The 12,591-nt window shown below is 65.2% G+C and carries 11 protein-coding genes; 2 read left to right on the top strand and 9 right to left on the bottom strand.

The genetic code is table 11. The features are described 5' to 3' along the window. The first annotated feature begins 1 nt into the window (after position 1). Positions 2-772: a thiazole synthase gene (gene thiG / locus CHU95_RS02800; protein ID WP_094453528.1), complete on the top strand. Its 771-nt coding sequence runs from the start codon at positions 2-4 to the stop codon at positions 770-772. Here thiG and CHU95_RS02795 read toward each other — a convergent pair. Together CHU95_RS02795 and CHU95_RS02790 are read right to left on the bottom strand one after the other, a co-directional pair. Beyond that, a complete protein-coding gene (locus CHU95_RS02795; protein ID WP_165771971.1) occupies positions 769-1,779 on the bottom strand; it encodes a 2-dehydropantoate 2-reductase in 1,011 nt (336 codons plus the stop codon). The genes thiG and CHU95_RS02795 overlap by 4 nt on opposite strands. Before the next feature lie 2 nt (positions 1,780-1,781). Continuing rightward, complete coding sequence (locus CHU95_RS02790; protein ID WP_094453524.1) at positions 1,782-2,339, bottom strand: Mpo1 family 2-hydroxy fatty acid dioxygenase; 558 nt, start codon at positions 2,337-2,339, stop codon at positions 1,782-1,784. Positions 2,340-2,445: 106 nt separating this feature from the next. Here CHU95_RS02790 and CHU95_RS02785 point away from each other — a divergent pair, with 106 nt between their 5' ends. After that, positions 2,446-3,084, top strand: coding sequence for a TetR/AcrR family transcriptional regulator (locus tag CHU95_RS02785; RefSeq protein WP_165771970.1), 639 nt, complete (start codon positions 2,446-2,448; stop codon positions 3,082-3,084). 13 nt (positions 3,085-3,097) lie between these two features. Here the strand turns inward: CHU95_RS02785 and trhO are convergent, their stop codons facing one another. From trhO to CHU95_RS02750, 7 genes are all read right to left on the bottom strand, one after another. Next, the gene (gene trhO, locus CHU95_RS02780) at positions 3,098-3,847 is read right to left on the bottom strand and encodes an oxygen-dependent tRNA uridine(34) hydroxylase TrhO (RefSeq protein ID WP_094453520.1); all 750 of its coding nucleotides are present in this window, start codon (positions 3,845-3,847) and stop codon (positions 3,098-3,100) included. A 63-nt stretch (positions 3,848-3,910) separates the two neighbouring features. After that, a complete protein-coding gene (locus CHU95_RS02775; RefSeq protein ID WP_207762347.1) occupies positions 3,911-5,908 on the bottom strand; it encodes a heavy metal translocating P-type ATPase in 1,998 nt (665 codons plus the stop codon). A 66-nt stretch (positions 5,909-5,974) separates the two neighbouring features. Continuing rightward, positions 5,975-6,385: a hypothetical protein gene (locus tag CHU95_RS02770; protein ID WP_094453516.1), complete on the bottom strand. Its 411-nt coding sequence runs from the start codon at positions 6,383-6,385 to the stop codon at positions 5,975-5,977. Positions 6,386-6,390: 5 nt separating this feature from the next. Continuing rightward, complete coding sequence (locus CHU95_RS02765) at positions 6,391-9,618, bottom strand: efflux RND transporter permease subunit (RefSeq protein ID WP_094453514.1); 3,228 nt, start codon at positions 9,616-9,618, stop codon at positions 6,391-6,393. A gap of 12 nt (positions 9,619-9,630) precedes the next feature. Next, a complete protein-coding gene (locus CHU95_RS02760; RefSeq protein ID WP_094453512.1) occupies positions 9,631-10,860 on the bottom strand; it encodes an efflux RND transporter periplasmic adaptor subunit in 1,230 nt (409 codons plus the stop codon). Beyond that, a complete protein-coding gene (locus CHU95_RS02755; protein WP_094453510.1) occupies positions 10,857-12,125 on the bottom strand; it encodes a TolC family protein in 1,269 nt (422 codons plus the stop codon). Before CHU95_RS02755 ends, CHU95_RS02760 begins: the two co-directional genes overlap by 4 nt. A 68-nt stretch (positions 12,126-12,193) precedes the next feature. Next, positions 12,194-12,517, bottom strand: a complete 324-nt coding sequence (locus CHU95_RS02750; RefSeq protein ID WP_133065392.1) for a hypothetical protein — start codon at positions 12,515-12,517, stop codon at positions 12,194-12,196. Positions 12,518-12,591: the final 74 nt, after the last annotated feature.

Genomic DNA, 12,591 nt, shown 5'->3' with positions numbered 1-12,591 from the left:
GATGAACGATCCGCTGAAGATCGCGGGCAAAAGTTTCCAGTCACGCCTGTTTCTGGGGTCCGCCGGCTATCCCAACCAGCAGGTGTTCCTGGACAGTCTAGCGGCATCGGGGTCTGAAATTCTCACCGTCTCCGTCCGCCGCGCCGACCTGACGGGCTATGGCGAGGGATTGCTGGATCTGGTGGCGGGCAAGGTCTGGTTGCTCCCCAACACAGCCGGTTGTTCCACAGTCAAAGACGCCGTCCTGACCGCCCAGTTGGCGCGGGAGGCGATGGACACCAACTGGATCAAGCTGGAACTGATCGGCGACCGGGAGACGCTGTATCCTGATGTCGAACAGTTGTTGCGCGCTGCCGACGAACTGGTCCGTGAGGGTTTTGTGGTGCTTCCCTACTGCACCGACGATCCGATCATATGCCGCCGACTGGCCGATGTCGGCTGTGCCGCAGTCATGCCGCTCGGTGCACCGATCGGCACCGGCCTTGGCATTCTAAATCATTACAACATCGAAACGATATGCCGAAACAGTACGATTCCGGTGGTATTGGATGCCGGCATTGGCACTGCCAGCGATGCCGCTCTGGCTATGGAACTGGGCTGCGATGCGGTGTTGCTGAACACCGCCGTGTCAAAAAGTAACGATCCCGTAATGATGGCGGCTGCCATGCGGGCCGGTGTGGAAGGCGGGCGGATGGCGCGGTTGGCGGGACGTATCCCTAAGCGGCTGCGCGCAGAGGCATCCAGCCCTGAACTGGGACTGATCGGGACTTAACCGCCGGCAACGTCGCGCGCACTTATTTGTGGCGAGCCCTGTCCCGCCGTTTCCGCCGCTAAAATCAGGTCACGAACACGGCGGTTGACGGGGGCATCCAGCCCGTGGCGGTTGGCAAGGTCGATCACGGCCCCCTGCAACCATCTGATCTCCGTCGGTCGATGACGCTCCAGATCCTCCCACATGGAGGACCGGGCCAACGGGTCGATGGACAGCATGCGCCCCGCCAGCACACGGAACAACGCATCAGGCAGGCATAATATCCACGGCAACAGGCGTGGGGGTACGGTGGTGAATTTGGCCGGTTCAATGCCGGCCCGTTTCAGGGCACGCAGTCCTTCCCATTGCTGGCGCGCCAGCAACAGGCGCCAGGGCCGGGCAGCCAGTTCCTGCGCCAGTGGCAACCCGCAGAGGGCGTTGAGCGCATTATTTAAGTTAATCAATAACTTGCCCCACAGCACCGCATCCATGTCCGCGTTTTCCACCACAGGCAGGCCAGGCACATCCAATTCCCGACACACACCTGACTGTCCTGCCTGGATCATAACCTGACCACCGGTGCCCCGGTGAAAACGGCCATCGGGCAATTGCACGATGTTGAACGGAACCATGCCGGCCAGCACCCGTTGCCGGCCCAGGCGTGCTGCCAGTATCTCAGCATTGCCGATACCATTCTGGCAGGAAATGACGAGCGCATCCGCCGGGGCATGGGCAGCAATCAGGTCCGCCATCGTCGCTGTGTCGGCGCATTTCACCGTGACCAGAATCAGCCCGGCATCGACCATGGCAGAGACAGGATCTGTGGCCAGACGCAGTCCCGGTCCAACGGCCACCACCCGATCCAGGCCATCCATATCGCTGACCCGGCATCCGGCATGGGCCAGTTTTTCCATCAGGGCGGGCCGGCCTAGCAGGGTGACAGGCCGCCCGGACAGGGCCAAACAACCACCAGCATAACACCCGACACTACCGGCCCCAGCGATCAGAATACGGCGCCCAGCGTTCACAATCAGGCCTGCTGGACCGGCAGGCCCATCGCGCCCGGACCCCCGATGCCGTCGGCTACAAGCCGTTCAACCTGCGCCTCCACATCCTTGCGCAAACCCAGGGCAAAATAGGCTTCGGCCACCAGGAACAGCGGGGCCACAAAGATCTGCAGGAGGTTGGCGGTCAGAGCCGGCTTATTACCCTCAAACTTGTGCCCAAGCAGTTGAACCGCCCACCCCCCGATGAAGGTGACGAGACCAATGGTTGCAGCCGTTACCGGAGGCAGGGTTGCGACATGGTCGGCGAGCATCAGGAACGGAACAGACAATGCCGTCAGCGTGCCGCCGATCATCGGGTCCAGATAGACATAATAAGCGGCCAACACCGCCATGAGGATCAAGGCAACGCTGATCGTCGTGCCCGCTACCGGAACCGTCAAATAGGACAGGCCCAGCATGACCGCGAACACAATGGTCGGCACCCCGAAATAGTGGGTCAACCGGTTATGCGGATGACGGTGATAGGCGGAGTAAAAAGCCATGCTGCGCGCCAACCGACCAGGCGTAAAATTCTCTGCCATGTCATTTCCCCTTCATCCAGCCACATAAACAGACTGATTGGTTTGTTTTTACATCGGACCGGAATTCGTGGCAATGATGAATGCATCAAAAAGTTCGGATAGCGTGATGAGTTCGACTGACCCGGAAAAACCCGCCCGCCGCAGCCAAGCCACAAGGCGGGAAGAAATGCGTCACCGTCTGGCCGCCGCCACGCTGGACGCGTTGGCCGAGCATGGACACGCCGCAGCATCGCTGTCCGTGATTCTGGACCGGGCCGGCGTGTCGCGTGGGGCCTGGGCCCATCATTTTGACACGAAAGCGGAAATGCTGGCACTGGCCGCCGAGGGGTTGTTGCAGGCAGCGGTGGAGGCGGCACGTTCCCTGACCCCTGCCCTGCCCGACCCATCCCAACCGGTAGAGGTTCGGCTCTCCGCCATGATTGAGGCGGCTTGGTCACGATTTTATACCGGGCGCCACCGCGACCTGCTGTTTGAGGTCGCACTGGCCGCGCGTACGGATGTGGAGTTGCGGGCGCGGCTGGCACCCATTTTTTCAGGTTTCCTGGCCGCAACGGGGGGCAATTGGGGCTTGTCGCTGCGCCCCGGCAGCCAGGGACTAGCGGACATGGCAGACCTGATGGTCCTGACCATTTATATGCTGCGCGGCATGTCCATGCAGGAACTAGCCGCCGGCCCAGCACCCGGCCATGAAGCGCTGCGGCGGCTCTGGGTGCGTATCCTGTCAGGCTGGCTGGAAAAATCCTGAACCTCGGGCCGGATCATTCTTCATTATCGCGCGTGGCACCCGGTACCGGGGTCAGCCCATGGCCCAGCGCCACCCGTTCGTCAAAAACGAAACAACCGCCTTCCCACAGGCTGTCTTCCGGCCCGATCCGTTCCAGATAGTTTAAGATACCGCCCTTCAGGTGATAGACCTCCCCGAACCCCTGCTCCAGCATATAGGCCGTGGCTTTTTCGCAGCGGATACCGCCCGTGCAGAACATGGCCACCTTGCGGTGCCTGGCGGGGTGCAGTTCACGGCGTACATAGTCGGGGAACTGGCCAAAAGTGGTGGTACCGGGATCGACGGCGCCCTTGAAAGTACCGTACCCGACCTCAAAGCTGTTGCGGGTATCGATCAGCAGGGTGTCGGGGTCGCTGATCAGGGCGTTCCACTCCTCCGGCTCCACATAGGTGCCGACGGCGCGCAACGGGTCGATGCCCGGCACACCCATGGTCACGATCTCCTTCTTCAGCCGTACCTTCAGGCGGCCGAAGGGAGGCGTGTCGGTGGTGGACCAGCGCGGCTGCAAAGGGTCAGGCAGGCCGGCGATACGGGCGATATCCGCCACCACTTGCTCCATCGCGTCCGCCGGCCCGGCGATGGTGCCGTTCAACCCTTCCGCCGCCAGCAGCAGGGTGCCGCAGACCCTGTGGGCGGACAGCAGATCGAATAAGGGCTGCCGCAATTCCTGGAAATGCGGCAAGGGATGGAACCGGTAAAGGGCGGCAACGGCGATAGGGGACATGGGGAAAAGTGGCTATGAAAGGGGAAGATGGCCGGGCTTATAGCAGCCCCGGACCGCCCTGTCTCATCGCTCCTTCCAGGCCAGCAGGCGCAGGGCGTTGAAGACAACCACCAGGGTCGATCCTTCATGCAGCACCACGGCGGGGCCGATGCCCAGGCCCAGGATGGTGGCCGGCACCAGCAGCGCCACCATGCCCAGGCTGATGACCACATTCTGGCGGATGATGGCACGGGTCTGGCGCGACAGGCCGACGGCGAAGGGAAGGTGCGACAGCTTGTCGGCCATCAGGGCCACATCTGCTGTTTCCAGCGCCACCTCCGACCCGGCGGCCCCCATGGCGATGCCGATATGGGCGCGGGCCAGGGCCGGGGCGTCATTGACCCCGTCACCCACCATGGCCACGATCCCCTGCGTCGCCATCTTCCCGATGGCTTCCACCTTATCGGCGGGCATCAGGTCGCCCACAGCCTCATCCACCCCCACGTCGCGGCCGATGGAGGCGGCGACAGGGCCGGCATCGCCGGACAGCATCACCAGACGTTTGACACCCAAAGCCCGCAGACGGGCCAGACTGGACGCCGCTTCCGCCCGCGGCCGGTCCATCAGGCCCAGCACCCCCAGATCACGGTCGCCGTGACGCACCAGCATGGTGGTGCGACCCGCGGCGCGCAGACCGGCGGCGGCCACCAGCACCGGTTCCGACAGCGGCGCCACGCCATCCCGGCCGAACAGGTCCGCCTTGCCGATCAGCACATTCTCCCCCGCCACCATGGCCGACAGACCCCGGCCGGTCAGGCTGGACAGGTCGCTGGCGGCGGGGATGGCGGCACCGGACAGGCGTTCCCGCCCGTCGCGCGTCACGGCACGGGCCAGGGGATGGTCGCTCAACCCCTCCACAGCAACCGCAATGGACAGCAATTCCGCCTCTGTCACGCCGGGGGCGGGAATGATGTCGGTCAGGCGCGGGCGGCCTTCGGTCAGGGTGCCCGTCTTGTCAAAGGCAATGGCAGTGACGGCCCCCAACAGTTCCAGCGGTGCCCCACCCTTGACCAGCACCCCGCCGCGTGCTGCCCGCGCCACGCCCGACAGCACCGCACTGGGTGTGGCGATGGCCAGCGCACAGGGGCTGGCCGCCACCAGCACCGCCATGGCGCGATAGAAACTGTCCCGGAACGGTTCATCCACCACGGTCCAGGCAAAGAGCAGCAGGAACACCAGAACCAGGACCAGCGGCACGAAGATGCGCTGGAACCGGTCGGTGAAAAGCTGGGTGGGGGATTTGGCGCTTTCAGCCTCGGCCACCAGACGCACGACGCGGGCCAGCGTGCTGTCGCTGGACAGGTGCGTCACCTCCACCTCCAGCAAGCCGTCGCCATTGATGGTGCCGGCAAAGACGCGGTGGTCTGCCTCCACCCGATCCGGCGCCGCGCGGGCCTGTACCGGGTCGGGCACGGGGGATTTGTCGACAGGGATACTTTCGCCCGTCACCGGGGCCTGATCCACGCCGCTTTGTCCCGTCACCACAAAGCCATCGGCGGGCAGACGCGCACCGGGCTTCACAATGACCACATCGCCGACGGCCAGATCCTCCACCGCCACTTCCGCCGTCCCATCCGGGGTGCGGCGCAGGGCGGTGCGGGGCGCCAGCACGGCCAGTGCCTCAATGGCGCGGCGTGCCTTGCCCATCGCGTGATGTTCCAGGGCATGGCCCAGCGCGAACAGGAACAGCAGCAGCGCCCCTTCCGCCCAGGCCCCCAGGCTGGCGGCACCGATAGCGGCCACCAGCATCAGCGTATCGATCTCCAGCCGCCCGCTGCGAAGGTTGGCCACCGCCTCCCGCACCGTGAACAACCCGCCCAGCAAGAAGGCGGCGATATAGACCGTGATGGGGAGCCAGCCGGGAAGTGCCGTCAGCTTCTCCAGCCCCAGGCCGACAATAAAGGCCACGCCACAGGCCAAAGCGGCAAACAGTTCCGCACGCGGTCCCAGCAACCCGCCATGAGCATGGTCATGCTCATGGCCGTGATCCTGGCCGCCCGCGTGATGATGCCCGTCGCCCATGGAACCTCCGTGCATGATGGATGGGGCCCTCTCCCACCATGGCGGGAGAGGGCAGGCTGACCATCCTCAATGCGAATGGCCACCCAGTTCATACTTGGCCTGACCGGTCTTGCCGTCCTTGGTCCGCAGGCTCAACACGATATCGGCCCCTGCCGGCACCTCGCCCTTGCCTTCCAGACGGTCACCAACTGGTTTCAGGGCGATGGTGCCCACGCGGCTGGTGCCTTGCGTCAGCAGCACGCTGGCCATGGCGCCCTCTGGCGATACCGGTACGGCGCTATGGTCGGACAGATAGACAGCTATGGTGCCGGTGGTGATGACCAGTTCGGCCTCTACCCCGGCCACATCCTGCACGATACCCCCATGTTTACCCTTTTCGGCGGTGCCATGGCTATGGTCATGGCCCTTTTCGGCGGCCACCACCCCGGACAGGGGCAGCAGCATGATCAGGGCGGCGGTCAGGAACGGCTTCAACATGATGCTTACCTTTCATCCAGGTAGGAAGTGGGAAGGGCGTTGGTCGGGTCATCGGTGGTGGACAGGACGGGGCCGGCGAACCGGCGATACAAAGCCGGCAGCACGATCAGGGTCAGCAAGGTGGCGGTGATCAGGCCGCCGATAACGACGGTGGCGATGGGGCGCTGCACCTCCGCCCCGACACCGGTGGAAAGCGCCATCGGCACAAAGCCCAGGCTGGCCACCAACGCCGTCATCAGCACAGGCCGCAGGCGCGTCATGGCCCCTTCACGGACAGCCTGATCCAGGGCCATGCCCTTCATGCGCAATTGCCGGATAAAGGACAGCATCACCAGACCGTTCAGCACCGCGATACCCGACAGGGCGATCATGCCCACGGCCGCGGAGATGGAAAACGGCATGCCCCGCAGATACAGCGCCAGGATGCCGCCGGTGAGCGCCAGCGGCACGCCACTGAACACCAACGCCGCATCGCGGGCCGACCCTAAGGCGCTGTAGAGCAGCAGGAAGATCAGGGCAAAACAGGCTGGCACCACGATCATCAGTCGGTCGCGCGCCGCGATCAGATTTTCGAACTGCCCGCCCCAGGTGACCCAGTAACCGGCGGGCACGAGCACCTGCGCCGCCAGCTTTTCTTGCGCTTCAGCGACGAAGGAGCCGATATCGCGGCCCCGGACATTGGCCTGCACCACGATGCGGCGCTTGCCATTTTCCCGGCTGATCTGGTTCGGGCCTTCGGTAAAGCGGATATTGGCCACCTCGCCCAGTGGGACCGTCCTTCCTTCCGCCAAAGGTATCGGCAGGGTCGCCAGCGCGTCGGGATCATTGCGCAGGGCATCGGGCAGGCGGACCAGGATGTCGAAGCGGCGGTCGCCCTGATAGAGCAGCCCCGCCTCCCGCCCGCCGACTGCGATGGCCAGAACCTCCTGCACATCGGCTACCGACAGGCCGTAACGGGCGGCACGGTCGCGATCGACCTCCACATTCAGGAAAGACGCCCCCGACACTTGCTCGGCCCGCACATCCGCCGCCCCCGGCACCGTCTGGATGATGGCGGCGATCTGGTTGGCGGTCGTCAGCAAGGTATCGAAATCATCACCGAACACTTTGATGGCGATATCGCCGCGCACGCCGGCCAACAATTCGTTAAAGCGAAGCTGGATCGGCTGGCTGACCTCATAAACTTGGCCCGGCAGGCTGCCCACGGCCTTTTCCAGCCGCTCTACCAGTTCGGCCTTGGACAAGTCCGGGTCGGGCCAGTCGCCGCGCGGCTTCAGCATCACGAACATATGAGAGACGCCGGGCGGCATCACATCCGTCCCGATCTCTGCGGTGCCCGTCTTGGAAAAGGCAAACGCCACTTCCGGGAAGGCGGCGATGGCCTTTTCGATCTCCAGCTGCTGTTCGGTGGCCTGGGGCAGGCTGGTGCTGGGGATACGGAACGCGTTCAGCGCCACATCGCCCTCATCCAGTTGCGGGATGAATTCCTGTCCCAACTGCGTGAACAACAGCAGCGACAGACCAAACAGGGCCGCAGCAAAGCCCGCCGCCCGCGTCGGCGCAGCCAGGGCCCGCTCCAGCCAGGGGCGGTACCAGTCGCCGGCCGTGCGGATGATCACATTCTCCTTCTCCTCCACCTTGCCCGACACGAACAGGGCGATCAGGGCGGGGACGAGGGTCAAAGACAGGATGAAGGCTGCAACCAGGGCGATGATCACGGTCATCGCCATCGGCTCGAACATCTTGCCCTCGACCCCGGTGAAGGTCAGCAGCGGCAGATAGACGATGATGATGATGGCCTGACCATAGACGGATGGCTGGATCATCTCCTTCGATGCCGCCATCACCTCTGCCAGCCGTTCGTTCAGGGTCAGGACGCGGCCCAGTTGATGCTGCCGCTCTCCCAGCCTTCGCAGGCAGTTTTCGGCGATGATCACGGCCCCATCAACGATCAGGCCGAAATCGAGCGCGCCCAAGCTCATCAGATTGGCGCTGACGCCGGCTTCCAGCATGCCCGTCGCCGTGAACAGCATGGTGACGGGAATGACCAAGGCCGTGATCAGGGCCGCGCGGATATTGCCCAGCAGCAGGAACAACACCGCGATGACCAGCAGGGCCCCTTCGGTCAGGTTCTTGGCCACGGTCTTGATGGTGGCATTCACCAGATCGGTGCGGTCCAGCACCGTCTTGGCCAGGATGTCGGCGGGCAGGGAACGGCGAATTTCCTGCATCTTCGAATCGACAGCATCGGCCACGGTACGGCTGTTCTGCCCGATCAGCATCAGGGCGGTCCCCACCACCACTTCCCGACCGTTTTCGCTGGCGCTGCCTGTCCGCAGTTCCTGGCCCGTCTGCACCGTGGCCACATCCGACAGGCGGACCGGTACGCCGCCGCGCGTGGCGATGACGGTGCCGGCAATCTGCTCGGGCGTGGCGATACGACCGTCGGAGCGGACGATGAACAGTTCCCCGTTCCGCTCCATCTGGCCGGCACCTAAGCTCTGGTTGGCGCGTTCCAGGGCGGTCCCGAGATCGGCAAAGGTCAGGCCGAAACTGACCAGCCGGGCCGGATCGGGCAGGACATGATATTGCCGGACATGGCCGCCGATCGCGTCGATCCCGGCCACACCGCGTACGCCCTTCATCTGCGGGGCCACAATCCAGTCCTGGACAGTGCGAAGATAGGTAGCCCGCTCCACCTCCGTGGTCAGTCGTTCCCCCTCGGGCGTCAGATAGGACCCGTCCGGCTGCCAGCCGGGCGATCCCCCCCTGGCCTTGGCAGGATCGAAGGGACCATATTCCACGGTCCACATATAGACCTCGCCCAGGCCCGTGGAGATCGGGCCCATGGTGGGTGTCAGGCCGGGGGGCAGGCGGTCGCGCGCTTCGCCCAGCCGTTCGGCCACCTGCTGTCGGGCGAAATAGATATCGACCTTTTCTTCAAAAATGGCCGTGACCTGCGACAGGCCGTTGACGGAGATGGAGCGTGTATCCTCCAGGCCGGCGATGCCGGCCAGGGCCGTTTCGACCGGGTAGGTCACCTGTTGTTCGATCTCAAACGGCGACAGAGCGGGGGCCAGCGTCGTGATCTGGATCTGGTTGTTGGTGATATCGGGGACGGCATCGACGGGCAGTTGCAGCAGCGACCGCAGGCCGAAGGCCGACAGGACCGCCACCAACAGGACCACCAACACGCGCCGCCGGATGGCAAAGGACAGGATGGGTTCGATCATAGATCCCTCCCGTCAATGCGCATGGCTGTGGGCGGCTTCCCCACGCGAGGCCTCGGCCTTCAGCAGGAAGGTATTGCCCGTCGCCACCTGTTCACCGGGGAACAGGCCGAAGGTGATTTCGGCAAAGCGGCTGTTGCGCCGCCCGACCTCCACCACGCGCGGCTCGAACCCTTCGGCGTTGCGCACGAAGACGACCGTGTCACCGTTCAGCACCTGAAGCGCGCTGGACGGCACGGCGATGTCTGCCGACTCGCCACCGGCCTGGATGGTGCCGGACCCGAAATCACCGGGCCGCCACACGCCATCCTTGTTATCCAGTGCGGCCACCACACGGGCGGCCCCTGTCTGCGGGTCCAGGGTGGCGCCGGCGGCGATCACCCTGCCCTCCGCCATGCGGCCCCCCTGGCCGGTCAGGCTGACGGACTGGCCCTCCTTCACGGCGGGCAGGTCAGCGGCATAGACGGGCAGTTCGATCCAGACGCTGGACAGGTCGGCGACGGAGAAGACCTCCTTTTCGGCGGCTAGCAACTCACCCCGTACAGCCTCCCGGCCAATGACGCGGCCGGCGATGGGGGAGCGCACTTCCAGCCGGCCCAGGCTGAACGGCTGCTTATCCAGCCCCGCAATCTCCGTCGCCGACAGGCCCAGCACCGTCAGGCGTTGGCGCGTGGCGGCCAGCGTGATGGCAGCAGTTTCGGCGGCGGCGCGGGCGGCCAGGTAATCCTGCTCCGCTGACACCTGCTTGCGCCATAGCCCCTCCTCCCGCGACAGGGTGGTGGCGGCCAGGGCGTTCTGGCGCAGGGCCGACAGGTATTCCGCCTTGGCGTCGGCCAGATCGCGGCTGTCCAGCACCAGCAGCACATCGCCCGGCGAGACCGGTTCGCCCAGGCGCTTATGCACCTCCGTCACGATGCCGGAGACACGCAGAGTGACATGCACCATACGGTCGGCATCGGCGACGACCGTACCCATGACACGGATATCGCGGGAGACGGGGGCGGGGCCGGCTTCGACCAGCGTGATCTTGGAACGGGCGATGGTGGCCGCATCCATATGGATGGCGCCCCCCCCTTCGCCATGCTCGTGGCCATGCTCCTCCCCGGCGCCGTGATCATGTCCATCGCCGGCCTTGCTGGCAGCGGGTTTAGGCGCGGTGGTGAAGTTGGTGACGGCAACACCACCGGCCAGCAGCAGGGCAATGGCGGACACGCCGATCAGGACATGCTTCTTCGTGATCTTCATGGGGACACCTCAATGTCCGGGGCGGTCAGCCGGTCCAGCTCCGCCCGTGCGTCGTGGAAGCCCTGCAGGGCGTTGATCAGGTCGGTGCGCGCATCCACCAGGGTGCGTTGTGCCTCCAGCACCTCCAGATAGGCGAACTTGCCCTGGGCATAGCCTTCATTGGCGAGCGCAAAGGCCTGTTCGGCGGTGGGGATGATGCTGTCCTGAAGTGTGCGCGCGGTCTCGGCTGCGGCGGCCAGATTGGCGCGGGCCGTATGGACGCGGCGGTCCAGGTCGATACGCTCGGCAGCCAAATCCGCCTCTGCCGCAACCAGATCGGCCCGCGCCTTGGCGATGGCCCCCCGGTTGCTGTCAAAGACTGGAATGGGAACAGAGATGCCCATCAGAAAGGCATGCTCCCCATCCTCCCGGAACTGCCGGAAACCGGCGGAGAGCGTGACGTCGGGGATGGATTTGGCCCGTTCCACCGACAGCTCCGCCCGGCCTCGCGCCACATCCGCCTGCCGGCGGCGCAGGTCGGCGGCATCACCTGAGGGGAGAGGATCATCGGCGTCGATGCGCGTAAACCAGTCTTCCGACAGGGTCAGAGCGGCAGGGGGCAGGCCGGTGAGGCCGGCCAGCGTCTGCCGCGCGATGGTCAAGCGGCGGTCGGCCTGATTCAGGGCCAGTTGCGCCTGACGGCGCGTGATGTCGGCGCGTGATGCCTGGATAGGGGCCTCGCGTCCCGCTTCCACCCGCGCCTTGATCGCTTCCTGCACGGCCACGGCCAGACGCAGTCCGTCCTGGGTCAAGGCCACCTGCCGCGATGCCGCCACCGCCTCGCTGAAGGCCAGACGCACGTCGCGCGCCAACTCCAGCCTGGCCAGCGCCAGATCGGCCGCGGCCCCGTCGCGGGTGGCCCGCTCGGCATCGGTGCGCCGGTTGCGCTTGCCCCCCAGTTCGATGGTCTGCGACAGGCTGTAGGTGCGTTCCGAGGATCGGAAATCGCGATAGGGACCGGAGCCGGAGAAGTTTTCCAATTCGAACCCGATCGCCGGATTGGGGCTGGTATCGGCCTGATCAATGGCCGCGCCCGCAGCATCCAGCCGGGCGCGCGCCGCCTGGCCACGCGGCGCATGCTCCAGGGCCAGCGCGATGGCGGCGTCAGGGGTGAGAACAGTTGAGGTTTGGGAAAGAGTGGGGGCGGCGGCGGGCGTGGTTTGCGCCCATGCCGCCGGGGCCCCGGCGATCGAAATCGCCAGGGCGACCGCATGATGCAGCCGCATGGATACTCCGCGATGACAAACAGATACCGGGCCGCCCGGTCAGGACGGCGGCGACAAGGATCGGTTCGTCAGGCGCGCGGCGGTTCGTCGGGAAGTGCAGGCTCGGCACTTTCGGGCAACAAGGGCGCTTCCACCGGATAGCTGGTCACACCCCAGACCACGGGTTCCACCACACGGGTACCGCGGACCCGGTCGGCCACATGGATGTGACTGCATCCATGGTGGCAATCGATAGACAGTGTACCCGTGGTACTCGTGGGCGGGTGCTCTACCCCGACCAGCCTATGCGTATGGCCTGTCTGGTCATGGCTGTGCAACAGGTCCCGGGCGTGAAGCCCAGGGACATTCATCAGGAAGCCCGCCAGCAGCAGAAGGGTCGTAAGCAAACGCATGGGCAGGAAAATAGGGGCATCGCGGAGCCGGCGCAAGGTGCGCGGCCGCGCGATGATGGAACAATGTTCCGTCT

This window comes from Niveispirillum lacus, assembly GCF_002251795.1.
Taxonomy (GTDB): domain Bacteria; phylum Pseudomonadota; class Alphaproteobacteria; order Azospirillales; family Azospirillaceae; genus Niveispirillum; species Niveispirillum lacus.
This window is presented reverse-complemented; position numbering and strand designations above follow the sequence as displayed.

Coding starts and splice junctions, on each gene's coding strand:
- thiG (WP_094453528.1), top strand. CDS start 2: ATGAACGATCCGCTGAAGATCGCGGGCAAAAGTTTCCAGTCACGCCTG.
- CHU95_RS02790 (WP_094453524.1), bottom strand. CDS start 2,339: ATGGCAGAGAATTTTACGCCTGGTCGGTTGGCGCGCAGCATGGCTTTT.
- CHU95_RS02785 (WP_165771970.1), top strand. CDS start 2,446: ATGAGTTCGACTGACCCGGAAAAACCCGCCCGCCGCAGCCAAGCCACA.
- trhO (WP_094453520.1), bottom strand. CDS start 3,847: ATGTCCCCTATCGCCGTTGCCGCCCTTTACCGGTTCCATCCCTTGCCG.
- CHU95_RS02775 (WP_207762347.1), bottom strand. CDS start 5,908: ATGGGCGACGGGCATCATCACGCGGGCGGCCAGGATCACGGCCATGAG.
- CHU95_RS02770 (WP_094453516.1), bottom strand. CDS start 6,385: ATGTTGAAGCCGTTCCTGACCGCCGCCCTGATCATGCTGCTGCCCCTG.
- CHU95_RS02765 (WP_094453514.1), bottom strand. CDS start 9,618: ATGATCGAACCCATCCTGTCCTTTGCCATCCGGCGGCGCGTGTTGGTG.
- CHU95_RS02760 (WP_094453512.1), bottom strand. CDS start 10,860: ATGAAGATCACGAAGAAGCATGTCCTGATCGGCGTGTCCGCCATTGCC.
- CHU95_RS02755 (WP_094453510.1), bottom strand. CDS start 12,125: ATGCGGCTGCATCATGCGGTCGCCCTGGCGATTTCGATCGCCGGGGCC.
- CHU95_RS02750 (WP_133065392.1), bottom strand. CDS start 12,517: ATGCGTTTGCTTACGACCCTTCTGCTGCTGGCGGGCTTCCTGATGAAT.